We start from the raw sequence: 24,031 nt of genomic DNA on the forward strand, positions 1-24,031 counted from the left end.
AACAATGCAGACCCTAAGGCTGAACGCAAACAACCGGGAAGACATCCTTACCGCCGCTCAAATTCTCAGGGACGGCGGTCTGGTCGGTATCCCGACGGAAACGGTTTACGGGCTTGCCGCCAACGCGCTGGACGGAAAAGCCGTCGCCGGTATTTTTGCCGCGAAGGGCAGGCCCATGGATAACCCTTTAATTGTACATATTTCTGATTTTGACCAGATTAGTCAGCTGGTTCGGGAAGTAACGCCCGAAGCCGAAAAGCTGGCAAAGGCATACTGGCCCGGTCCGATGACGATCATTCTGCCGAAGTCGGATAAAATTCCGGACGAGGTGAGCGCCGGACTCGACACGGTCGCCATCCGTTTTCCGTCCCATCCCGCCGCCAGGGCGCTGATCGATGCCGCGGGGATTCCGCTTGCCGCGCCGTCCGCCAACCTTTCCGGGCATCCCAGCCCTACGGCCGCCGAGCATGTCCTGAACGATCTGGACGGGAAAATAGAGGCGGTGGTGGACGGCGGGCCCTGCGGGGTCGGGGTAGAATCGACGGTCGTTACCCTGGCTTGCGATCCTCCGCGCCTGTTAAGGCCGGGCGGGATTACGCTGGAGCAGCTCCGCAGTGTTCTGGGAACGGTGGAAATGGACAGCGCGGTGCTGCATCCGCTGAAGGAAGGCGTTCGCGCTTCTTCTCCCGGCATGAAGTATAAGCATTATTCGCCGAAAGCGAACGTAATTATCATTGACGGCAGTTTTGACGCATATAGAAATTATGTAAACAGCCACGGCGGCGACGGTACCGCGGCCCTCTGCTACAGCGGGGAGGACGCGGAGCTGACGGTTCCGACCGTCTGCTACGGCGGGGAAGACGATTACGGCGAGCAGGCGCGGGAGCTTTTCGATGCGCTGCGCCGCCTTGACGAAATTCATGCGAAAACCGTTTACGCACGCTGCCCGGAACCGAAAGGCGTGGGTCTTGCCGTTTATAACCGGCTGATCCGCGCGGCTGGATTTGAGGTGCTGCATCTTGACTGATCTGGTAATCGGACTGACCGGCCCGACGGGCGCCGGAAAATCGACCGTGGCCGCCGCCTTTCAGAAGGCGGGCTGCCTGATTGTGGACGCGGACCGGATTGCCCGCGAAACCATTGCGGACGAAAAATGCCTTGCGGCTTTAAAAGCCGAATTTGGGAATGATATTGTCGGGGAAGACAACCGGCTCAACCGCACTCTGCTGGCGCAGCGCGCCTTTGCCGATCAAAGAAGCACAGAGCGGCTGAATGCGATTACCCATCCGCTGATCAAGGAGGAAGTGATCCGTAAGATCGCCGAATATCGGCAACAAACGGCGAAGGCGATTATTCTGGACGCTCCTCTCCTTTTTGAAAGCGGATCCGATTCGCTCTGCACGACCTCTGTGGCCGTCACCGCGCCCGCCGAAGTTCGGCTTTACCGCATTGTAAACCGCGACTCCATCACGCCGGAGCTGGCCAGAGCACGGATGAGCATGCAGCAGGACGACGCGTATTACAGCTCCCGCGCACGGTATCAGCTTACCGGCACCATGAGTGACGACGATATCCAGGAAAGAGTGAATCAGCTTTTGGAGAAAATTATCGGAGATTATGCATGAAACATTTTAAAAGAATTCTTCTGGCCTGCGCCGCGGCCGTTATTTTGTTGCTGATCGGTTATTTTGCCTTGAATCGGGGGTATACTTTTTTCATGAAAAGGGCGTATCCCCTTCAATATACACAGCTTGTGGCGAAAGAGGCGACAGCTAACCGGCTTGACCCTGCGCTGGTTTATTCCGTGATCAAGGCGGAGAGCAATTTTGACCCGAACGCCCGGTCGCACGCCGGGGCCGTCGGCCTGATGCAGATGACGCCGGATACCTTTGAGTGGGTGCAGACCAAGCTGAAAAGCGATACGAAATACGAGGAAGAGGACCTTTACGCGCCGGACATCAACATTCGTTACGGCTGCAAGCTTCTGGCCCTTCTGTCTGAGAGGTACAGCGAGAAGGCGACCGCTCTGAGCGCGTACAATGCCGGAATGGGTACGGTAAACACATGGCTGAAAAATCCGGATATTTCCAAAGACGGCGCCGTGCTTGACAGCATCCCCTATGAGGAAACGAGAAATTATGTGGACGCCGTCTTAAAGAATTATGCGAATTATAAAAAACTATATCAATTTAACAGCAAAGGAGAAACAATCGATGGCTAAGAAATATGAAAAAGACGAATTGAAAAAGCTGACGGAGGAGCTTTTGCTCAACCGGAAAAACGGCTATTTTCAAATGGAGGATGAGACGGTTAAAAAAGCCGATGATTTCTGCGAGGATTACAAAAAGTTTTTGGATCTTGCGAAAACAGAGCGCGAAGTGACCGTTTTTGCGTTGAAGGCGGCTGAAAAGGCCGGATTTGTGCCCTTTGACCCTCAGAAAAAATATCAGGCGGGAGATAAGGTTTATTATAACAACCGCGGAAAGGCCGTGATCCTTGCGGTGATCGGCAAAAACGGCTGTAAAAACGGCGTACGCATCGCCGCCGCCCATATCGATTCGCCAAGGCTCGATCTGAAGCCCCATCCGCTTTATGAAAAAGACGACATTGCTTTCTTCAAATCCCATTATTACGGCGGAATCAAAAAATATCAGTGGACTGCCATTCCTCTCTCCATGCACGGCCTTGCCGTACGCAAGGACGGCGTTTCCGTGGAAATCCGTATCGGCGAGGAGCCGGGCGAACCGCAGTTCTGTATAACCGATCTGCTTCCGCACCTCAGTGCCGAACAGATGGAGAAGAAGCTTTCCAAAGCGATCGAGGGCGAAAACCTGAACATCGTTTCCGGCAGCCGTCCCGTCCGGGCCGACGAAGGTGAAAATCTGGTAAAGCTGAACATTATGAAACTGATTCACGACAAATACGGGATGACCGAGGAGGATTTCGTTTCCGCGGATATTGAATTCGTACCGGCGTTCAAAGCTTCCGATATCGGTTTCGACCGCAGCATGATCGGCGCTTACGGCCACGACGACAGGGTCTGCGCTTATCCGGCTCTGATGGCCGCTCTGCAGGCCGGAACACCCGACAGCACCATCCTTACGGTTCTGGCCGACAAGGAGGAAATCGGCAGCGACGGAAACACCGGCCTGAACTCCCAGTTTATGCACTATTTCATTTCCGATCTGGCTCATGCCGAGGGGCTGGAAGCAAGGCATGTTTTGAGTAAATCCAAATGCCTTTCCGCCGATGTGACGGCTGCGTATGACCCGAACTACGCCAGCGCGTACGAGCCGACCAATTCCTGCTATATCAACGACGGTGTCGGTATGGCCAAATACACCGGTTCCAGGGGAAAGAGCGGCTCCAGCGAGGCGTCTGCGGAATTCGTCGCCGAGGTCAGAAACATTTTTGAGCAGAACGACGTGCTGTGGCAGATCGGCGAGCTGGGCAAGGTGGACGGCGGCGGCGGCGGAACCGTTGCGTTATACATTGCCAATCTGAATGTGGATGTTCTCGACGTCGGCGTTCCGGTTCTTTCGATGCATTCTCCGTTTGAGATTGTAGCGAAACTGGACGTCTATATGACCTATAAGGGAATCAAGGCTTTTTACGAGGCAAGCTGAAAAAAACATCGTTATCCGGAGACAGGAGGGGCTGACATGAACCCGCTTTTATCGCCGCTTAGAAAAAGCACGGCTGTTTTTTGCGCCTTGCTGGCGCTGACGGCCTGTGCGGGCATCCTTGCGGCCTGCCGCTCGGGTTCTCCGGAAAAACCGGCTTCCACTGCGGAAAGTCTTCCGGCTGTTTCAGAGGGGAAAACCGGGGAAGAGGATTCGTTTTCCTCCCGGTCCGCCGCACAGGAAAGCATCAAAGCGGACCTTGAAACGATCCTGTCCTCTCCCTTGTCCGGCTCCGCACCGAACGACTATATCAGCGCGCATCGGCAGGAGTATGAAAATATTCTCAAACAGGGGGATACGGCGCTTACCTATCTGCTCGCAGAATTCAAAAGCGGCAGATCGGATGGGCTTCGGGGCGAGATCATGAAAGCGATCTGCGTCGATTTGCTTGGCGATAGAAACAATGTGCCGGAGGGCAGCTTCCAAACGGCGCAGGAATGGTACGAAAAGCTGGATCCCTATGAGCCGGCCTCTCTGCCCAAAAAGGAATATTGGGAAACAACGAACGACCGCAATCTTGATTTTGTTTATACAGCGGCTATGGACCGGTACGCTTCTCAAAAAGATGATACTGTCACCATTGCCGCTCCCGTCCTTTACGGGAGCGAGACGCAGGGGACGACGGTAACTGTTTTTGCCACGGTACTGGTTAAGGATTTTCAGGTGCTTGGCGATACTGTGACGAATACGGGCGGAGCGGTGATTCCCGCCGCAATTACGGGAACCGTCGGCAGCGACGGAAAAATTTCTGACTGCACGGCGTATACGCAGGCGAAGGACGGAAGCTACTGGGCGCCGTCCATCAGGGAGTTCTGCGGAACGCATCACGACGTTGCGGAAAAGATGATTTCCCGGTATTCCGGGGAAGATTATGAAACTCTGCTCAAAAAGAATTTACAGGCATATCTGAAATCGATTGATATCAGCCCTAAGTATTACAGCGATTCCGTTGAAAAAATCAGCTTTGCGGATTATCTCTCTGGCGATTGAGACCTTACAAGAATAAAACAGCCTGACACTGTGGGGAAAACACAGGTCAGGCTGTTTTTGTATCTTTCAAATATAAAATCTCAGGCTTTTTTGAGGCTGAACGGATGGCTTACAGCGTACATTTTTCAATTCCGCTGAACACAATGCCGCGGGACGCGTCCAGCGTGACCGTCGTGCCGCTCTTTAAAATCTGCACCGCGTTTTCCGCAGCGACGATCACCGGCTTGTCCAGTGTCAGCCCGACAATCGCCGCGTGCGAGTTCATTCCGCCGAATTCGGTGATGATCCCCGCCGCGCTTTTTATGATACGGAGAATTTTGTTGCTGGTCTGCGGAATGACGAGGATGTCACCGTCCTTAAAATTTTTCAGAGCTTCGTCCTCGTCGGCACAGACGCACAGATTGCCGCAGACAGCGCCTTTGGTAACGCCGATGCCGGATACCAGCACGTCGCCGACCAGCTGGACCTTCAGAAGATTGGTGGTGCCGGAAACGCCGAGCGGCACACCGGCGGTAATCACCGCGAGGTCTCCGTTTTTGACAAGGCCCTGATTGCGGGCAACGTCGACTACGTGGTCGAACAGCTCGTCGGTGTTGTCTTTTTCATCCATCATAATCGGCACAACGCCCCAGGAAAGATTCATCTGGCGCTGGACGGTAGGGTCCGTGGTCCCGCTGATGATCGGGCATTCCGGACGGTACTTGGAAATCATGCGGGCGGTTCTGCCGGATTTCGTCACGGTCATAATCGCGACCGCGCCGAGGTCCTGGGCGGTTGTACAGGTTGCGTGGGAGATTGCGGAAGTAACGTTGGGCTGTTCGGTGAAATCGCGTTTTTCAAAACGGCCCTTGTAATCAATATCGCGTTCGGTGCGCTCCGCAATGGTCGCCATGGTTTTTAAAGACTGAATCGGGTAGTTCCCCGCGGCGGTTTCGCCGGAGAGCATGATGGCGCTGGTTCCGTCGTAAATGGCGTTTGCGACGTCGGTAGCTTCCGCACGCGTCGGACGCGGATTCTTGATCATGGAATCCAGCATCTGGGTCGCCGTAATGACCTGCAGGCCGGCATTATAAGCCTTTTTGATCAGCTTTTTCTGGATGACGGGGATTTCCTGAAGCGGAATCTCTACGCCGAGGTCGCCTCTGGCGACCATGATGCCGTCCGATACCCGGATAATGTCGTCAATATTTTCCACACCGTCGGAATTTTCAATTTTGGCAATGATACGGATTTTATGGCAGTTATGTTTCTCCAGTTCCGTTCTCAGCTCGATAATGTCTTTTGCGCTGCGCGTAAAGGAAGCGGCAATAAAGTCAAAGTCCTCCCGCACGGCGAAAGCAATATCTTCCTTGTCCTTTTCGCTGATAAACGGAAGGGAAAGATTGATGCCCGGTACGTTGATTCCCTTATGGGCCGAAATGGTCCCGCCGTTGACGACGCTGCAGTGGATGTCGGTTTCGGTGCAGGAAAGTACTTTCAGTTCGATCAGGCCGTCGTCGATCAGAATTCTGGCCCCGGTGGAAACCTCCAGCGGAAGACGCGCGAACGTGATGGAAGCAATGGTTTCGTCACCGACAATATCCCGGCTGGTCAGCGTAAAGTTTTCCCCGGTTTTCAGTGTGATTTTCGGCTGATTAAAGTCCCTGACACGGATTTCAGGCCCTTTGGTGTCGAGCAGAAGCGCGACGGGAATCTTGAGTTCGCTGCGCAGCTTTTTTACGGCGTCCGCGCGCACTTTCTGCTCCGCAGAGGTCTGATGGGAGAAGTTCAGTCGGGCGACATCCATGCCGGCGAGCATCAGCTGCCGCAGTACGTCGATATTATCTGTCGCAGGGCCGAGAGTACATATGATTTTGGTTTTTCTCATGTTCTAAGACTCCAATCCTAACGTAAAAATAGAAATCAAAAATTTTACCCAGTGTATATGATATTATATTTATCACCATAAATCAAATGAATTGTCAGATATTGTATACAAGCCTGAAATTGAGAAAGCGGTTGAAATTATTTGATTTAAGTTATACAATGATATCATGATAAGAAGGCTGCCGATTTCCCCTGCGCAAAGGAAAATCGGTTTGACGGATTGCGGTAAAACGAACCGTAGGAAAGGGGGCGGCTCATTGCGCAGACGCGGAGAAAAGATAGTGAAAAGCCGCACTGGCTGGCGCAATGCCGATCAGGTGCGAAAAATAAAAATCATTATGACCGTCATTGCGGTTATCGTCTGTATTTCGGTTGCCTCGGGGGCCATTCTGGTGTGGGTCCAGCTCAAGAATCCGTTTACGAAACCGGCTTCCGCTTCGGTTTCCAGCATGGCCGAAGAAGCCTCTTCCAAAAGCGGGGCGCTGCCTGTCTACGACGATTCCTATAATCTGGTGGTGGTAAACGCGTCCACCCCGCTCAAGTCCGATTTTCAGGTTCAGTCAGATCAGTTGGAGGGAATCACCGTCGATGCCAGAATCCTTCCCGCTCTCCGGAAAATGATGGACGATGCGAAGTCCGCGGGATGTCCCCTGAAGCTGACAAGGGGCTATGTGAACGCGAAGGAGCAGGACAAGCTCTTCGCCGCCGCCGTACAGGATCTGGTGAAGAATCAGGGATTTACGCAGGTGAGGGCGGAGAACCAGGTGCAGAATACCGTAGGGCGCGGAGGGTACAATGAAAATCAGACCGGCATGGCGGTGGAGTTTGCGGCGGAGGGCGAGGCCGCGGGTACTGATTTTTCCGCTACCCCGCAGTATAAATGGCTTGTCAAGAACAGCGTGCAGTACGGTTTCGTGCTGCGGTACACCGAAGCAAAGGCCGCGATCACCGGTGTGGCGTCCAACCCGCGTCATTTTCGGTATGTCGGCGGCGGCAACGCCGTAAAGATGCGGGAATATTCCATGTGCCTGGAAGAATTTGAGGCGTATATCCGCAAGCAAAGTCCGAAATAAGCAGAAATATTCCTGAAATATGATTTTTTACTTGCAATTTGGGAATCTCTATGGTAAAATTCAAATGTTAAGTTGCAGTTTGGTTGAAAGAGGTGACAGGTAATGAAGGAAAATATACATCCCAAGTATAAAGAAACTACGATCACATGCGCATGCGGGAATGTTATAAACACAAAATCCACGAAGGAAAACATCCGCGTTGAAATATGCTCCAAGTGCCACCCGTTCTTTACAGGTAAGCAAAAGCTTGTTGATACAAGCGGACGTGTTGATATGTTTAAGAAGCGTTACGGTATGGGCAAGTAATTGACAGATTGAGTTTTCTTGGATTAGCTTAGGCGGCGCAGGCTTTCTGCGCCGCTTATTTTTTGTGGAGGATGCCCGTGGTTGAATATCGAACGGTTGAAAAGGAAGCCCTCGCAGAATTTGTGGAGAGGCGCTCGCGCTTTATCGGCTGCGTAAAGCCTGTAAAAACCGAGGAAGAGGCGGTTTCATTCATCAATTCCGTAAAATCCAAAAACTGGAACGCGTCCCATAACGTCTACGCGTACTCTCTCCGTCAGGGGCAGATCAGGCGCTATTCGGACGACGGCGAGCCGCAGGGCACGGCGGGGATCCCGGTGCTGGACGTGCTGGTGAAGTCCGATGTGGTGGATACGGCGGTCGTCGTCACCCGGTATTTCGGCGGAATCCTCCTCGGCGCCGGGGGCCTTGTGCGGGCTTATTCCCACGGAGCGTCCATCGCACTGGAGCAGGCCGGAATCATTACGATGAGGACCTGCCTGACGGTCGAGGTCTGCTTCGATTACAATCAGTACGGCAGAGTAAGCGCGCTGATACCGGAAAGCGGCGGGACGGTGGACAATGCGGAGTTTACCGACTCTGTAAGGCTATCTTTTCATATGAGCGATGAAGATATGCGCTCCTTTGAACAAAAACTGGCCGACGCCACCTGCGGTCAGTGCAAAACGGAGGTCACAGGAGAAAAGTTTTTTAAATTTTCCTGAGAATTGAAGGGATTTTGTATAATCCTGCGTATATCTATATGAAACCCAAAGAATATAGAAAAACAGGCGGTGGTATGATGACGGTCCGTGAACGTACACAGGAGATTGAAGAACAAACCCTTTCGTCCTATGCCGCGCTTTCCAGGAATACGCTGGGCAGGGATGTTCCCGAGGAGGAGTGCGATCTGCGCACGCCCTATCAGAGGGACCGGGATAAAATCCTTCACTGCAAATCTTTTCGCCGGCTGAAGCATAAGACGCAGGTCTTTCTTTCCCCGGAAGGCGACCACTACCGCACGCGCCTGACCCACACGCTGGAGGTTTCCCAGATTGCCCGCACCATAGCAAGGGCGCTCCGGCTGAACGAGGACCTGACGGAGGCGATTTCCCTCGGCCATGATCTGGGGCATACGCCGTTTGGCCACGCGGGGGAACGGGCGCTGAATCAGCTTTGTCCCGGCGGGTTCCGCCACTACGAGCAAAGCGTGCGCATCGTGGAGAAGCTTGAGAAAAACGGCGCCGGTCTCAATCTGACAAAAGAGGTGCGCGACGGCATCCTGTGCCACACCAAGGGCAGGGAAGCAATGACGCTCGAGGGAAGAGTAGTCCGTACGGCGGACCGGATTGCCTACATAAATCACGATATGGATGACGCCGAGCGGGCGGGGGTACTGCTGGAAAGCGATATTCCGAAAGATATCAAATCCGTTTTGGGCGGACGGCGGACGGAAAGAATCGATACCCTGGTCCATTCTGTCGTGGAAAACAGCCGGAACGGGGAAGTCAGAATGGACCCGAGGGTTCAGGATGCCTTTGACAGGCTGCACGATTTTATGTCTGAGTCCGTCTACCTGAATCCCTACGCAAAGGCGGAAGAGAAAAAGGTTCCGAATCTGATCGGCACGCTGTACAGCTATTATCTGCAGCGGCCCGAGCGTTTCCCGCCGGATATGTGCCTGATTGCGGAGCAGGACGGAACCGAGCGCGCCGCATGCGATTATATTGCGGGGATGACCGATCATTTTGCGGTCCAGCTGTTTCAGGATATTTATGTGCCGAAATCCTGGAAATTGTAAATCTTAATAAAAATGAGGTGACGATATGCCATTGCCGGAAGCTTTTATGCAGGAGTTAAAGGCGCGCTGCGAAATATCCGAAGTCGTCGCTTCTTATGTCAATCTCAGGCACAGCGGCAGGAATCTGGTCGGACTTTGTCCTTTTCACAATGAAAAGACGCCGTCCTTTAACGTGTATCCGGAAAACGGTTCGTTTTACTGCTTTGGCTGCGGTGCGGGCGGCGACGTTATTACGTTTGTCCGCCGCATTGAAAATCTGGATTACATGGAGGCGGTTCGCTTTCTGGCGCAGCGCGCCGGAATTCAGGTGCCGGAAAACCAGGTCGACGACGGCATGGCCAGGCTGCGGGCGCGCATTCTGGAAATCAACCGCGAGGCCGCGCGGTACTATTATTCGATATTAAATTCAGAGCAGGGGAAGGCGGGCATGGATTATCTGAACCGCCGTGCCCTGTCGTCCGCCACGGTTCGCCATTTCGGGCTGGGGTACGCTCCGGCTTCCCGTTACTCTCTGGTGGGATGTCTGGAGAAAAAAGGCTACACGCAGAACGAAATGATTCTGGCCAATGTCGCTTTCAAAGGCCGGTCGGGACAAGCTGTTGACCGCTTTTTTTCACGGGTGATATTCCCCATCATCGATCTGAGGGGGAACGTGATTGCTTTCGGCGGCCGCGTGCTGACTGATGAAAAGCCGAAATATCTCAATACTTCGGATACGCCTGTGTTCAATAAAGGCAATTTTCTGTTCGCGCTGAATTTTGCCAAAAACAGCGGCACCGAGCAGTTGATCCTGTGCGAGGGCTACATGGACGTGATTTCCATGCATCAGGCCGGGTTCACCAACGCGGTCGCCACGCTGGGCACGGCTCTGACGCCGAATCAGGCCCGCCTGATGGCGCGGTATACAAAAGAAGTGGTTCTTTCCTACGATTCCGACGAAGCGGGGCAGAAGGCGACCGCGCGCGCCATCCCGATTCTGCGCGAGGCGGGGCTGCTGGTGAAGGTACTTACGATTTCCGGAGGAAAGGACCCGGACGAATACATACGATCGAACGGCCAGAACGGCCGGGTGAAATTCAAGCAGCTGATTGACGCCAGCGGAAACGACGTAGAATACCGTTTGCAGAAAATTCGGCAGGGCTGCAACATTCAGACGCCGCAGGGCCGGGTGGATTACCTCACGGGCGCTTCCGCGGTGCTGGCCACGCTGGACAACCGGATTGAGCAGGAGGTATACGCGGGAAAGCTTGCGGAGGAAATCGGAATTGAGCGTACGGCCATTTTGCAGCAGGTACAGAAGAACCGCTCGAAACTGAAAAAAAACCAGGAGCAAAAGGCGTTCAAGGCGTTCCAACAGCAGTCGGCGGGTGTTCGCGACAGCATTAACCCCGAAAAAGTGCAGCATTTAAGGGCTGCAAGCGCGGAAGAGGCGCTGATTGCGTATATTGTTCAATACCCTGAGAACGCTATAGCAATAGAAAGGCTTTTGCCGGCCGAAAAATTTGCGACAACGTTTAACCGCCGTGTATATGGGACAATAATGGAAAGAATTAGGAATGCGAAGGCGGTCAGCCTTACAGATATAGCGGAAGAGTTCTCCATGGAGGAGATTTCTTCCATTGCCAAGATTTTTGCGAAATTTCACGGTGTTTCCGTTACGATGCGGGACGCAGAGGAATATATCGATGTTATTCAGCAGGAATATGAAAAAATGAGCGTAGAAAACGTAAATTCAGCAGAGCCGCAGGAGATACAGGATTACCTGCAAAAGCTGAGGTCACAGAAGAAATAGGGGGACTAATTTATGGGAGCACCGGACAAGAAAACAGTGATCAGGGAATTGATCGAGCAGGGAAAGAGCAAAGGACAGCTTTCGACCAAGGAAATTCTGGACGCGATCGGAGAACTGGACTTTGAACCCGAGCAGATCGAAAAATTCTATGATACGCTGGAAGCACAGGGTGTGGAAATTATTGAAGATTTTGCCGACGTAGCGCTGGAAGACATTGATTTCAACACGCAGGTGGACGAAAACGAAGACATCGAATCTGCGCTCAGCACGGAAGGAATTGCGATCGACGACCCTGTCAAGGTTTACCTGAAAGAGATCGGCCGGGTTCCCCTTTTGACGCCGGAGGAGGAAATCGACCTTGCCATCCGTATTTCCGACGGGGACGAGACCGCAAAAAAGCGCCTTTCCGAAGCGAACCTCCGCCTGGTCGTCAGCATTGCGAAGCGCTATCTGGGGCGCGGTATGCAGTTCCTGGACCTGATTCAGGAAGGCAACTTAGGTTTGATTAAGGCGGTAGAAAAATTCGATTACTCCAAGGGCTTTAAATTTTCCACCTACGCGACGTGGTGGATCCGTCAGGCGATTACCCGCGCTATTGCCGACCAGGCAAGGACCATCCGAATCCCGGTTCACATGGTGGAAACCATTAATAAGGTAAAGAAGGTCTCCAGCCAGCTTCTGCACACCAACGGCCACGAGCCGACCGCCGACGAGATTTCCGAAGAGCTGGATATGCCGGTGGACAAAGTGCGTGAAATCATGCGCGTCGCACAGGAGCCGGTTTCGCTGGAAACGCCGATCGGCGAGGAAGAGGACAGCCATCTCGGCGACTTTATTCCGGATGACGACGCCCCGGCGCCGGCGGACGCCGCTTCCCACACGCTTTTGAAGGAACAGCTTGCCGATGTGCTCGACACACTGACCCCCAGGGAGGAAAAGGTGCTCCGTCTGCGCTTCGGTCTGGAAGACGGCCGTTCCCGCACTTTGGAGGAAGTCGGAAAGGAATTCAATGTTACCAGAGAGCGTATCAGACAGATTGAGGCGAAGGCTCTGCGCAAGCTGCGCCATCCGAGCCGCAGCAAAAAGCTGAAAGATTTCCTGGATTAAAGGGGATGACTGCATGGTCATGACACTGGAAGCCGATTACGCCGTCAGAATTGTGGAAATGCTGGCGGTATCCAATCAAAAAATAGATGCGAGGTCCATTTCCGACCAGGCCCATGTACCTTTGCGGTTTGCGCTGAAAATTCTGCGCAAGCTGGTGGCGGGCGGCCTGATCGTCTCGTACAAGGGAGCGCACGGCGGCTATATGCTTGCGCGGGAACCCGGCAAAATCACCCTGCGGGAAGTGATTGAGTCGGTCGAAGGCCCGTACATGATCAGCCGATGCCAGCAGGACGAGTACGCCTGCCAGCACAACACCTGCTGTAAGGTTCATCAGATCTACGACGAGATTTCGTCCATTGTACGTAAAAAACTGGACTCCTATACCTTCGATTCCCTCAGCAATGGCGATACAGGCGATATAATGGGGAAAAAAGGGGAAAAATGAACATAAAAAAATCCGGCGGCTGTTTAGTCGTCGGATTTTTACCATTTAAATAATAAATTTGTAAAACATGGCTTGACAAACACAATATATTGTAATAAAATAATATACTGCATCATCATGGAAACATATACTCACGTCTATCTTGCTCTATCATATCACAACAATTTCAAAAAGGCAAGAGGTTCCCATGAAAACCTTCCAAAAGGGGAGATGGATGCAGCTTATTTTTGTGCTTTATTTCTTGCGAAGATGGTAAATATATGAATGGAGTGATCGAGCCAATGGTGAATGTCAAACCGGTGCAAGTAGGCAAAAATGTTCGCATGAGCTTCGCGCGTATTGATGAAGTCTTGGACATGCCAAACCTGATCGAGGTACAGAAGAATTCCTATCAGTGGTTTCTTGATGAAGGCCTCAAGGAGGTTTTCAAGGATGTTTCCGGAATTACTGACTATACCGGCAATCTTGTGCTGGACTTTGTGAATTACAAACTGGACGACGACAAACCGAATTACAGTGTGGAAGAATGCAAAGAGCGCGACGCTACCTATGCGGCCGCTCTAAGGGTTACCGCCCGCCTGCTCAACAAGGAAAGCGGGGAAATAAAAGAATCCGAGGTTTTCATGGGCGACTTTCCGCTCATGACGGACAGCGGCACTTTTGTTATCAACGGTGCGGAACGCGTGATTGTTTCCCAATTGGTCCGTTCACCCGGCGTTTATTATAAAATGGAATATGACAAGACGGGCAAGGAGCTGTTCAGCTCCACCGTTATCCCGAACCGCGGCGCGTGGCTGGAATATGAAAACGACGCCAACGACGTTTTCTATGTCCGTATCGATAAAAACAGGAAAATTCCGGTAACAGTCTTTGTCCGCGCGCTCGGCCTTGGAACCGACGAGGAAATCCGCGAATATTTCGGCGACGACGACCGTATGAACGCCACTATTGAAAAAGATCCCTGCAAAAACACCGAAGAGGCTCTTTTTGAAGTATACAGAAAATTAAGGCCAAGCGAACCGCCGACGATTGAGAGTGCTCAGTCCCACATCAACGGTTTGTTCTTTGATGCCCGCCGCTACGACCTTTCCCGTGTCGGCCGCTACAAATATAATAAGAAGCTGAATCTTGCCGGACGCATTACCGGCCAGAAGCTTTCCCGTCCCATTGTCAACCCGCTTACCGGCGAGCTGATGGCGGAAGCGGGTGAAATCCTTTCTCACGACAAAGCGCATGAAATTGACGATGCAGGCGTGTCCATCGCGTTCGTCAATGTCAACGAGCGTGAGGTAAAGGTAATTTCCAACGGAATGGTTGACATCAACAAATTTGTCGGGTTCGACGCGAAAGCCGAATGCGGGATCAACGAGAGAGTGCGTTTCAGCGTGCTGGCTGAAATTCTGGATTCCTGTTCTTCGGACGAGGAACTGAAGGAGACCATTAAAACCAGAGCGGATGAGCTGATTCCAAAGCACATCATCATCGACGATATTTTTTCTTCGATCAACTATATGAACTGCCTGGCCGTGGGCCTTGGCAATCTCGACGATATCGACCATCTGGGAAACCGCCGTATCCGTTCGGTCGGCGAACTGCTTCAGAATCAGTTTAGAATTGGTTTTTCCAGACTTGAGCGCGTTATACGTGAAAGAATGACATTGCAGGCGCAGGATTTGGAAGTCCTGACCCCTCATTCCTTAATCAATATCCGTCCCGTTGTGGCGGCGATCAAGGAATTCTTCGGTTCCTCCCCGCTGTCGCAGTTCATGGATCAGACGAACCCCCTTGCGGAGCTGACGCATAAGCGCCGTCTTTCCGCCCTGGGCCCCGGCGGCCTGTCGAGAGACCGCGCGGGCTTCGAAGTCCGTGACGTTCACTACAGCCACTACGGACGCATGTGCCCGATTGAAACGCCGGAAGGTCCGAACATCGGACTGATTTCCTATCTGGCGACCTTTGCCAGAATCAATGAGTACGGCTTTATTGAAGCGCCGTTCCGCCGCGTGGACAAAGCGACCGGCTGCGTTACCCGAGAAGTGATTTATATGACCGCGGATATTGAGGACGATTATATCGTTGCGCAGGCGAACGAACCGCTCGACGAGCAGGGGCGTTTCAAAAATGCCAAGGTCAACGCCCGTTACCGCGACGAGTTCCTTGAAATCGAGCGCGAAAAAGCGGACTATATGGACGTTTCGCCGAGGATGGTTGTTTCCGTCGCCACCGCGATGATTCCCTTCCTGGAAAACGACGACGCCAACCGTGCGCTGATGGGTTCCAACATGCAGCGGCAGGCGGTTCCGCTTCTGAAAACCGAGTCTCCGATCGTCGGAACCGGCATGGAATATAAAGCCGGCGTCGACTCCGGCGTATGCGTGATCGCCAGACACTCCGGCGTTGTCCGCAGCGTAAGCGCGGATGAAATTCGGGTGACCTGCGACGACGGCAGCGTCGACGTTTACCATGTTACTAAGTTTATGCGTTCCAACCAGGGAACATGTATCAATCAGGTTCCCGTTGTCGATGTCAACCAGAGAGTGGAAGCCGGTTCCGTCATTGCCGACGGTCCCGCGACCAAGGACGGCGAAATCAGTCTGGGCAAAAACGCCCTGATCGGCTTCATGACATGGGAAGGCTACAACTACGAGGATGCTGTTCTCATCAGCGAAAAGATTGTCCGCGACGATGTTTACACATCCATTCATATTGAAGAATACGAAATTGAATCCAGAGACACGAAGCTCGGGCCGGAGGAAATCACAAGGGATATTCCGAACGTCAACGAGGATCTGCTTCACGATCTGGACGAAAGCGGAATCATCCGCATCGGCGCCGAGGTGCGTGCCGGTGATATTCTTGTCGGTAAAGTCACGCCGAAGGGCGAGACGGAGCTGACCGCCGAAGAGCGCCTGCTGCGCGCCATCTTCGGTGAAAAGGCCAGAGAGGTGAGGGACACTTCTCTGAGAGTGCCTCACGGCGAATACGGCATCGTGGTCGACGTAAAGGTATTTACCCGCGAAAACAGCCACGACGAGCTAAGCCCCGGTGTCAACAAGGTTGTCCGTTGCTATATTGCCCAGAAGCGTAAAATTTCCGTGGGCGATAAGATGGCCGGCCGCCACGGCAACAAGGGCGTTGTTTCCCGTATCCTTCCGGTGGAAGATATGCCGTTCCTTCCGGACGGCACCCCGCTCGACATTGTTCTGAATCCGTTGGGCGTTCCTTCCCGTATGAATATCGGACAGGTGCTTGAGGTTCACCTCGGCTATGCCGCAAAGGCGCTCGGCTGGAAGATCATGACCCCGGTATTCGACGGCGCGCATGAAGACGACATTGTCGAATGCTTTAAAAAGGCCGGCATCAGCGAGGACGGCAAGACCATTCTGAAGGATGGCCGTACCGGAGAGTTCTTTGACAACCCGGTTACCGTCGGCATTATGTATTACCTGAAACTGCATCATCTGGTTGACGATAAAATCCATGCCCGTTCCACCGGACCTTACTCCCTTGTTACGCAGCAGCCTCTGGGCGGCAAAGCGCAGTTCGGCGGCCAGCGTTTCGGCGAAATGGAAGTCTGGGCGCTGGAAGCTTACGGCGCGGCGTATACCCTGCAGGAAATTCTTACCGTCAAGTCCGACGACGTCGTGGGCCGCGTAAAGACCTACGAAGCGATCGTGAAGGGCCAGAACATTCCGAAGCCGGGCGTTCCGGAATCGTTTAAGGTTCTGATTAAAGAACTGCAGTCCCTGGGCCTTGACGTCAAGGTGCTGAACCAGAACAACGAGGAAATCGATCTGAAGCAGAACTTTGACGATGACGACGACATCGGCTTCAATCCTTCGGATGAAAGCTTTGACGAGCCGAATGTTGCCGATGACCTTGAAGGCTATTCTGTGGAGGACTCGGATGACGACGAAAGCCTGTTTGACGACGTGGACGACTATATTGAAGACGACACCAGCGATGACAGTGATGAGGAAGATGAATTTGATAAGGACGAACCCTTTGACCTTAATTCTGACGGCAGCGACGAAATATAATAGAATGGGGTTGCAATATGGAATTTAATGTTTTTGAATCAATCAAGATCGGACTTGCTTCACCGGAAAAAATCAGAGAATGGTCCCACGGCGAAGTGAAAAAACCGGAAACGATCAATTATCGTACCCTCAAGCCCGAACGCGATGGTCTTTTCTGTGAACGTATCTTCGGGCCCCAAAAGGACTGGGAATGCCATTGCGGAAAGTATAAGAGAATTCGCTATAAAGGGAAAATCTGCGAACGCTGCGGTGTTGAAGTCACCCGGGCGAAGGTTCGCCGCGAGCGCATGGGCCACATCGAGCTGGCCGCTCCTGTTTCCCACATCTGGTATTTTAAGGGGATTCCGTCCCGAATGGGACTGATCCTTGATATATCCCCCCGTATGCTGGAAAAGGTTCTGTATTTCGCACTGTATATCGTAACGGACCCCGGCAACGTCCGCGAGCTGCAGAAAAAGCAGCTCCTGAACGAAAAAGAGTACCGCGATATGCGTGAAAAATATGAGGACGACTTTGAAGCCAGCATGGGCGCCGAAGCGATCAAAAAGCTTCTGACGGAAATCGACCTCGACGTTGTTTCCGAAGAGCTCAAGTCGGAGCTTGCCGGCGCTTCCGGCCAGAAGCGTGTCCGCATTCTGAAGCGTCTGGAAGTGATTGAAGCCTTCCGCCTTTCCGGCAACCGTCCGGAATGGATGATCCTCGATGTGGTTCCGGTCATTCCGCCGGATATCCGTCCGATGGTACAGCTCGACGGCGGCCGTTTCGCGACGTCCGACTTAAACGACCTCTACCGCCGTGTAATCAACAGAAACAACCGCCTGAAAAGGCTTCTGGAGCTTGGCGCTCCCGATATCATTGTCCGCAATGAAAAACGCATGCTGCAGGAAGCCGTTGACGCCCTGATCGACAACGGCCGCCGCGGCCGCCCGGTAACCGGACCGAACAACCGTCCGCTGAAATCCCTTTCCGACATGCTGAAAGGCAAGCAGGGACGTTTCCGCCAGAACCTTCTGGGCAAGCGCGTCGACTATTCCGGCCGTTCTGTTATCGTAGTAGGCCCGGAGCTGAAAATGTACCAGTGCGGCCTTCCGAAGGAAATGGCGCTGGAGCTGTTCAAGCCCTTTGTCATGAAACGCCTTGTAGAAACCGGCGCCGCCGGAAACATCAAGGCTGCCAGAAAAGCGGTGGAGCGCGCGAAGCCCGAGGTTTGGGACGCGCTGGAAATCGTTATCAAGAACCACCCGGTCCTGCTGAACCGCGCGCCTACGCTGCACAGACTCGGTATTCAGGCGTTTGAGCCGGTGCTGGTTGAGGGCCGTGCCTTAAAGCTGCATCCGCTGGCCTGTACGGCTTACAATGCGGACTTCGACGGCGACCAGATGGCTGTTCACGTTCCGCTTTCCGCAGAAGCGCAGGCTGAGGCCCGCTTCCTGATGCTGGCCGCCGGCAATCTGCTCAAGCCTTCCGACGGACGCCCCGTTACCGTTCCTACACAGGACATGGTGCTGGGTTCCTATTACCTCACTTTGGAAAAGGATGGGGAGCTGGGCGAAGGCAAAATATTCAGAGATTATAATGAAGCCATTATGGCTTATGATTCCAAGACCGTCGGCCTTCACGCGAAGATCAAGGTCCGCAGAACCATGGAAATCAACGGGGAAGAAATTTCCCGGCTTGTGGACACCACCGTTGGCCGTATGATCTTCAACAGGCCCATTCCGCAGGATCTGGGTTACATTGACCGTTCCAATCCGGATAACCTGTTTAAGTATGAAATCGATTTTCTGGTCGGCAAAAAGCAGCTGGGCGTTATTATCGATAAGTGTATCAAAGCGCACGGCACCGCCCAGACGGCTGACGTTCTGGACAGCATCAAATCGCAGGGCTATAAATATTCCACCCTGAGCGCGATCACGGTCGCCGTCAGCGACGCGACGATTCCGCCGGAGAAGAAACAGATCATTGACGCTGCCGAAAAGCAGATCGATGCCGTTGACGGCCAGTTCAAGATGGGTCTTCTTTCCGACGGTGAGCGCTACAACGCGGTTCTGAAAACCTGGGCAAAGGCGACGGAGGATGTTTCCGTTGCGCTGCAGAAGAACCTGAACCGATACAACCCGATTTTCATGATGGCGGATTCCGGAGCCCGTGGTTCCATGAGCCAGATTCGCCAGCTGGCCGGTATGCGCGGACTGATTGCCAACACATCCGGTAAAACCATTGAAATTCCGATCAGGGCCAACTACCGTGAGGGCCTGAACATTCTGGAATACTTCATTTCTTCCCGCGGCGCCAGAAAGGGCTTGGCGGACACCGCTCTGAGAACGGCCGACTCCGGTTACCTGACCCGCCGTCTGGTCGACGTTTCCCAGGATGTCATCATTCGTGAGGACGACTGCGGCGCAACCGACGGCCTCGAGGTATACGACATCCGCGAAGGCAAGGAAGCGATCGAACCCCTTCACGAGCGTCTGCTCGGAAGATATCTTGTCGAAGACTTTGTCGATGAGAAGACGGGGGCGGTCCTTGTTTCCAAGGATAAGCTGATGAACGACCAGGACGCCGACATCATTGTCAAGAGCGGCGTGGAGCACATTAAGATCCGTTCCGTGCTGAACTGCTGTGCAAAGCACGGCGTCTGCAAGAAGTGCTACGGCGCGAACCTTGCGAACGGCCAGACGGTCGCGGTCGGCGAAGCGGTCGGAATTATCGCGGCGCAGTCCATCGGCGAGCCGGGCACACAGCTGACCATGAGAACCTTCCACACCGGCGGTGTCGCCAGCTCGGAGGATATTACACAGGGTCTGCCGCGTGTTGAAGAGCTTTTCGAAGGCCGCAAGCCGAAGCATCTTGCCATTATCAGTGAGATAGCCGGCTCGGTTTCCTTTGAGGAGATCAAGAAGAACCGCCATGTCGTTGTGACAAACTCCGAAACGGGCGATTCCAAGTCCTACCTGATTCCGTACGGCTCCCGCGTGATTGTCGCGGAAGGCCAGCAGATCAAGGCCGGAACAAGAGTGACCGAAGGCTCCGTCAATCCGCACGACGTTCTTGCAATCAGCGGTACCCACGCTGTTCAGGACTACCTCATTGAGGAAGTTCAGCGTGTCTACCGGATGCAGGGTGTTGATATCAACGATAAGCATATCGAAGTCATTGTCCGCCAGATGATGAAGAAGGTCAAGATCGAGGATTCTGGCGATACCACGCTTCTGCCGAGCTCGCTGATTGAGAAGGTGGAGCTGGAAACAGAGAACCAGGCCATCCGCGACCGTATCAAAAACGGCGAGCCGGACCTGAAGGAAGCTACCGCTTCACCGGTTCTGCTTGGTATTACAAAGGCTTCGCTCGCCACCGATTCCTTCCTGTCGGCCGCCTCCTTCCAGGAGACAACACGTGTTCTGACCGACGCCGCGATCAAAGGCAAGGTCGACCCGCTGCTCGGACTGAAGGAAAACGTCATTATCGGCAAGCTGATCCCCGCCGGTACGGGCATGAAATGCTACAGCGACGTAAAGATCGAGCCCGTAAATCAAGACTTGACAAACGACGCGGTGTAGCCTTATAATAAACAATTGTGATGGTTTACTGATTGAGCGCTTCATTCCTGTTCTGAGGCTGACCCTTCAGGACAGGAATAAGTTGTTTAAAGATTATTTCACTGTTACGGCGGATATACTATATATTCGCTTAACATATAAAAATTGATGTGAGGAGGTGTCTTATGCCAACATTTAATCAGTTAGTCCATACGGGCAGAGAAGTTGCTGTAGTAAAGGCGAAAGCCCCTGCGCTTTTGAAAGGCTGGAATTCCAAGAAACGTGTTTCCATCGATCAGGATTCCCCGCAAAAACGTGGTGTCTGCACAACGGTAAAGACTGCAACTCCGAAGAAACCGAACTCCGCGCTCAGAAAGATCGCCAGAGTCAGGCTTTCCAACGGAATTGAAGTCAGTGCTTATATCCCCGGTGTCGGCCACAATCTTCAGGAACACAGTGTCGTGATGATCCGCGGCGGCCGTGTGAAGGACCTGCCTGGCGTGCGTTACCACATTATCCGCGGTACGCTTGACGCGCAGGGTGTAGCACAGCGTATGCAGGCTCGTTCCAAGTATGGCGCAAAGCGGCCGAAGGCCGGCGCGGCGAAAGCTGCGAAAAAATAAGGTAGTTTAAATTGACAGAAACCGAACGGCTGCATGTTTTAAACAGAATGCAGCGGCGTTTTTCATATAGAAACGCCTCTGTGTTGGCCACGGGAGTTTGTCGCTTTCGAGTACCTATGATATCATTCATGTGAAGGAGGGAAGTAAAGTGCCAAGAAGAGGTAATATCGCAAAACGTGACGTTTTGCCCGATCCACTGTATAATTCCAAGCTTGTAACACGTCTCGTCAATAATATTATGGTCGACGGTAAAAAGGGCGTAGCCCAGAAGATCGTTTATGGCGCATTTGATATTATCAACGAGAAAACAGGGAAAGAACCTTTGGAGGTTTTTGAGGCCGCTATGGAAAATGTTATGCCGGCTCTCGAAGTCAAGGCCCGCCGTGTCGGCGGTGCAACCTACCAGGTTCCTATGGAGGTTCGCCCTGAAAGAAGACAAACATTAGGCTTACGTTGGATAACCAACTATTCAAGACTTAGATCTGAGAAGACGATGAGAGAGAGACTTGCCGGTGAAATTCTTGATGCTGTAAATGGTGCTGGCGGCGCTGCCAAGAAGCGTGACGATACGCATAAGATGGCAGAGGCCAATAAGGCATTTGCTCATTACAGATGGTAATCCAACACATGTTGGTCTGTTACCTGAAATAGTGTACAAATCCCAACATTTCAGACTTTAAGGAGGAAACTATGCCAAGGCAGGTATCACTTGAATTAACCCGCAATATCGGTATTATGGCGCACATTGATGCCGGTAAAACAACAACAACTGAACGTATCCTGTATTACACAGGAATTAACCATAAGATTGGCGAAGTGCATGATGGTGCTGCGACCATGGACTGGATGGTGCAGGAGCAGGAGAGAGGTATTACCATTACCTCCGCTGCGACTACCTGCTTTTGGAAGGGCCACCGGATCAACATCATTGACACCCCGGGCCACGTTGACTTTACCGTAGAAGTTGAGCGTTCGCTGCGCGTGCTCGACGGTTCGGTAACGGTTTTCTGTGCCAAGGGCGGTGTTGAGCCGCAGTCGGAGACGGTTTGGCGTCAGGCTGAGGAATATCATGTCCCCCGTATGGCTTATGTAAATAAAATGGACATCATGGGCGCAGATTTCTTCCGTGTTGTCCAGATGATGAAAGATCGGCTGAAGTGCAATGCCGTGCCGATTCAGCTCCCCATCGGCAGCGAGGATACCTTTAAGGGCATCATCGACCTTGTCGATATGAAGGCTGATATTTACTACGACGATATGGGCAAGGACATGAAAGTGGAGGATATCCCGGAGGATATGCTCGAGCTTGCCAACCAGTATCACACCGAACTGATTGAGCATGTCGCGGAGCAGGACGATGCCCTGATGGAGAAGTACCTGAACGGGGAAACTCTCACGAAGGACGAAATCATATCTACAATCCGTAAATCCACGATTGCCAACCATATGGTTCCCGTCACCTGCGGTACTTCTTACAGAAACAAGGGCGTTCAAAAGCTTCTTGACGCTATCGTGGCTTATATGCCCGCGCCGACGGATGTTCCCGCTATCAAGGGTATGAATCCGGAAACCGGCGAGGAACAGGATTGCCATTCCAGCGATGACGAGCCTTTCGCCGCTCTGGCGTTTAAGATTGCCACAGACCCGTATGTCGGAAAGCTGTGCTTCTTCCGCGTCTACTCCGGCTCCATTCAGGCTGGCTCCAGCGTTTACAACTCGACCAAGGACAACAACGAACGTTTGGGCCGTATTCTTCAGATGCACGCCAATCACCGTCAGGATATCGACGTTGTTTATGCTGGTGATATTGCGGCTGCGGTTGGTTTGAAAAATACCACCACAGGTGATACACTCTGTGACGAAAAGCATCCGATTATTCTTGAATCCATGGAATTCCCGGACCCGGTTATTGAAGTCGCAATCGAGCCGAAGACAAAGGCCGGCCAGGAAAAAATGGGAATTGCCCTTGCAAAGCTTGCGGAAGAAGATCCTACCTTTAAGGCGTATACCAATGAGGAAACGGGTCAGACGATCATCGCGGGCATGGGCGAGCTTCACCTTGAGATCATTGTCGACAGACTTCTGCGTGAGTTCCATGTGGAAGCGAACGTCGGCAAGCCGCAGGTATCCTATAAGGAAACCATCCGCGGGAATGCGGATGTTGACACCAAGTATGCCCGTCAGTCCGGCGGCCGCGGCCAGTACGGTCATGTTAAGATCCGCATTGAGCCGAACCCGGGCAATGGCTACGAGTTTGTCAACGCCGTCGTCGGCGGTGCGATTCCGAAGGAATATATCCCGGCTGTTGACCAGGGTATTCAGGGCGCTATGCTCTCCGGTGTTCTCGCCGGCTATCCGGTAGTCGACACTAAGGTAACCCTTTACGATGGCTCTTACCATGAGGTTGACTCCTCCGAAATGGCGTTTAAGATTGCCGGTTCCATGGCTTTCAAAGAGGCTATGAGAAAGGCGAATCCGGTCATTCTGGAGCCGATCATGAAGGTTACCGTTACGGTGCCCGAGGAGTACATGGGCGACATCATCGGCGATTTGAACTCCCGCCGCGGCATGATCGAAGGCATGGATGCGATTCCGGGCGCACAGCAGATCAGAGCGCATGTTCCGCTTTCTGAAATGTTTGGCTACGCGACCGATATGCGTTCCAAGACACAGGGCAGAGGCCAGTACGTCATGGAACCCGCCACTTCTACAGAAGTGCCGAAGTCGGTTTCGGAAAACATTATTTCTTCACGCAACAAAAAGTGCGAATAACTTGTAAAATTACGCTTG

The 24,031-nt window shown here is 52.9% G+C and carries 18 protein-coding genes; 17 read left to right on the top strand and 1 reads right to left on the bottom strand.

Going from position 1 to position 24,031, the window contains the following annotated elements; translation table 11 throughout:
• Nucleotides 1-4 precede the first annotated feature (4 nt).
• From LY85_RS00765 to LY85_RS00785, 5 genes are read left to right on the top strand one after another with little or no spacing between them, the layout of a single operon-like run.
• Complete coding sequence (locus tag LY85_RS00765; RefSeq protein WP_141825102.1) at nucleotides 5-1,027, top strand: L-threonylcarbamoyladenylate synthase; 1,023 nt, start codon at nucleotides 5-7, stop codon at nucleotides 1,025-1,027.
• A complete protein-coding gene (gene coaE, locus LY85_RS00770) occupies nucleotides 1,020-1,625 on the top strand; it encodes a dephospho-CoA kinase (RefSeq protein ID WP_185741062.1) in 606 nt (201 codons plus the stop codon). The genes LY85_RS00765 and coaE overlap by 8 nt, the downstream gene beginning before the upstream one ends.
• A complete protein-coding gene (locus tag LY85_RS00775) occupies nucleotides 1,622-2,221 on the top strand; it encodes a lytic transglycosylase domain-containing protein (protein ID WP_141825104.1) in 600 nt (199 codons plus the stop codon). The genes coaE and LY85_RS00775 overlap by 4 nt, the downstream gene beginning before the upstream one ends.
• Nucleotides 2,214-3,626, top strand: a complete 1,413-nt coding sequence (locus LY85_RS00780) for an aminopeptidase (RefSeq protein ID WP_141825105.1) — start codon at nucleotides 2,214-2,216, stop codon at nucleotides 3,624-3,626. Before LY85_RS00775 ends, LY85_RS00780 begins: the two co-directional genes overlap by 8 nt.
• 36 nt (nucleotides 3,627-3,662) lie before the next feature.
• Nucleotides 3,663-4,673 carry a hypothetical protein gene (locus tag LY85_RS00785; protein WP_141825106.1) on the top strand — a complete coding sequence of 337 codons (1,011 nt, stop codon included), beginning with the start codon at nucleotides 3,663-3,665 and terminating at the stop codon, nucleotides 4,671-4,673.
• A 109-nt stretch (nucleotides 4,674-4,782) separates the two neighbouring features.
• Here LY85_RS00785 and pyk read toward each other — a convergent pair whose 3' ends face one another.
• On the bottom strand, nucleotides 4,783-6,540 hold the full coding sequence (gene pyk / locus LY85_RS00790; protein WP_038323916.1) for a pyruvate kinase: 1,758 nt from the start codon (nucleotides 6,538-6,540) through the stop codon (nucleotides 4,783-4,785).
• Between the two features lie 280 nt (nucleotides 6,541-6,820).
• On the opposite strand from pyk, the gene LY85_RS00795 reads away from it, so the two are divergent.
• The 12 genes from LY85_RS00795 to fusA all read left to right on the top strand — a co-directional run bounded on the left by LY85_RS00795 (nucleotide 6,821) and on the right by fusA (nucleotide 24,013).
• Nucleotides 6,821-7,612, top strand: a complete 792-nt coding sequence (locus LY85_RS00795; RefSeq protein WP_185741063.1) for a M15 family metallopeptidase — start codon at nucleotides 6,821-6,823, stop codon at nucleotides 7,610-7,612.
• 102 nt (nucleotides 7,613-7,714) lie between these two features.
• On the top strand, nucleotides 7,715-7,918 hold the full coding sequence (rpmE, locus tag LY85_RS00800) for a 50S ribosomal protein L31 (protein WP_038323919.1): 204 nt from the start codon (nucleotides 7,715-7,717) through the stop codon (nucleotides 7,916-7,918).
• A gap of 77 nt (nucleotides 7,919-7,995) precedes the next feature.
• Complete coding sequence (locus LY85_RS00805) at nucleotides 7,996-8,619, top strand: YigZ family protein (protein WP_141825108.1); 624 nt, start codon at nucleotides 7,996-7,998, stop codon at nucleotides 8,617-8,619.
• 77 nt (nucleotides 8,620-8,696) lie between these two features.
• On the top strand, nucleotides 8,697-9,695 hold the full coding sequence (locus LY85_RS00810) for a deoxyguanosinetriphosphate triphosphohydrolase (protein WP_141827912.1): 999 nt from the start codon (nucleotides 8,697-8,699) through the stop codon (nucleotides 9,693-9,695).
• A gap of 25 nt (nucleotides 9,696-9,720) precedes the next feature.
• Nucleotides 9,721-11,487: a DNA primase gene (dnaG, locus tag LY85_RS00815; protein WP_141825109.1), complete on the top strand. Its 1,767-nt coding sequence runs from the start codon at nucleotides 9,721-9,723 to the stop codon at nucleotides 11,485-11,487.
• A gap of 12 nt (nucleotides 11,488-11,499) precedes the next feature.
• On the top strand, nucleotides 11,500-12,594 hold the full coding sequence (gene rpoD, locus LY85_RS00820) for an RNA polymerase sigma factor RpoD (RefSeq protein WP_141825110.1): 1,095 nt from the start codon (nucleotides 11,500-11,502) through the stop codon (nucleotides 12,592-12,594).
• A 13-nt stretch (nucleotides 12,595-12,607) separates the two neighbouring features.
• Nucleotides 12,608-13,039 carry an Rrf2 family transcriptional regulator gene (locus tag LY85_RS00825; protein ID WP_038323928.1) on the top strand — a complete coding sequence of 144 codons (432 nt, stop codon included), beginning with the start codon at nucleotides 12,608-12,610 and terminating at the stop codon, nucleotides 13,037-13,039.
• Between the two features lie 281 nt (nucleotides 13,040-13,320).
• On the top strand, nucleotides 13,321-17,079 hold the full coding sequence (gene rpoB, locus LY85_RS00830; protein WP_141827913.1) for a DNA-directed RNA polymerase subunit beta: 3,759 nt from the start codon (nucleotides 13,321-13,323) through the stop codon (nucleotides 17,077-17,079).
• A 17-nt stretch (nucleotides 17,080-17,096) separates the two neighbouring features.
• Entirely contained in the window at nucleotides 17,097-20,639 is a 3,543-nt protein-coding gene (rpoC, locus tag LY85_RS00835) for a DNA-directed RNA polymerase subunit beta' (RefSeq protein ID WP_141825111.1), read from the top strand.
• 164 nt (nucleotides 20,640-20,803) lie between these two features.
• A complete protein-coding gene (gene rpsL / locus LY85_RS00840; protein ID WP_038323933.1) occupies nucleotides 20,804-21,241 on the top strand; it encodes a 30S ribosomal protein S12 in 438 nt (145 codons plus the stop codon).
• Nucleotides 21,242-21,389: 148 nt separating this feature from the next.
• Nucleotides 21,390-21,860, top strand: coding sequence for a 30S ribosomal protein S7 (gene rpsG, locus LY85_RS00845; RefSeq protein WP_038323934.1), 471 nt, complete (start codon nucleotides 21,390-21,392; stop codon nucleotides 21,858-21,860).
• 71 nt (nucleotides 21,861-21,931) lie between these two features.
• Nucleotides 21,932-24,013: an elongation factor G gene (gene fusA, locus LY85_RS00850; protein WP_141825112.1), complete on the top strand. Its 2,082-nt coding sequence runs from the start codon at nucleotides 21,932-21,934 to the stop codon at nucleotides 24,011-24,013.
• Nucleotides 24,014-24,031: the final 18 nt, after the last annotated feature.

This window comes from Clostridium sp. KNHs216 (assembly GCF_006714885.1).
Taxonomy (GTDB): Bacteria; Bacillota; Clostridia; order Oscillospirales; family Acutalibacteraceae; genus Caproiciproducens.

Excerpts from the sequence above, each read along its gene's own strand:
- LY85_RS00765 (WP_141825102.1), top strand. The coding sequence starts at position 5 with ATGCAGACCCTAAGGCTGAACGCAAACAACCGGGAAGACATCCTTACC.
- LY85_RS00775 (WP_141825104.1), top strand. The coding sequence starts at position 1,622 with ATGAAACATTTTAAAAGAATTCTTCTGGCCTGCGCCGCGGCCGTTATT.
- LY85_RS00780 (WP_141825105.1), top strand. The coding sequence starts at position 2,214 with ATGGCTAAGAAATATGAAAAAGACGAATTGAAAAAGCTGACGGAGGAG.
- LY85_RS00785 (WP_141825106.1), top strand. The coding sequence starts at position 3,663 with ATGAACCCGCTTTTATCGCCGCTTAGAAAAAGCACGGCTGTTTTTTGC.
- pyk (WP_038323916.1), bottom strand. The coding sequence starts at position 6,540 with ATGAGAAAAACCAAAATCATATGTACTCTCGGCCCTGCGACAGATAAT.
- rpmE (WP_038323919.1), top strand. The coding sequence starts at position 7,715 with ATGAAGGAAAATATACATCCCAAGTATAAAGAAACTACGATCACATGC.
- LY85_RS00810 (WP_141827912.1), top strand. The coding sequence starts at position 8,697 with ATGACGGTCCGTGAACGTACACAGGAGATTGAAGAACAAACCCTTTCG.
- dnaG (WP_141825109.1), top strand. The coding sequence starts at position 9,721 with ATGCCATTGCCGGAAGCTTTTATGCAGGAGTTAAAGGCGCGCTGCGAA.
- rpoD (WP_141825110.1), top strand. The coding sequence starts at position 11,500 with ATGGGAGCACCGGACAAGAAAACAGTGATCAGGGAATTGATCGAGCAG.
- LY85_RS00825 (WP_038323928.1), top strand. The coding sequence starts at position 12,608 with ATGGTCATGACACTGGAAGCCGATTACGCCGTCAGAATTGTGGAAATG.
- rpoB (WP_141827913.1), top strand. The coding sequence starts at position 13,321 with ATGGTGAATGTCAAACCGGTGCAAGTAGGCAAAAATGTTCGCATGAGC.
- rpoC (WP_141825111.1), top strand. The coding sequence starts at position 17,097 with ATGGAATTTAATGTTTTTGAATCAATCAAGATCGGACTTGCTTCACCG.
- rpsL (WP_038323933.1), top strand. The coding sequence starts at position 20,804 with ATGCCAACATTTAATCAGTTAGTCCATACGGGCAGAGAAGTTGCTGTA.
- fusA (WP_141825112.1), top strand. The coding sequence starts at position 21,932 with ATGCCAAGGCAGGTATCACTTGAATTAACCCGCAATATCGGTATTATG.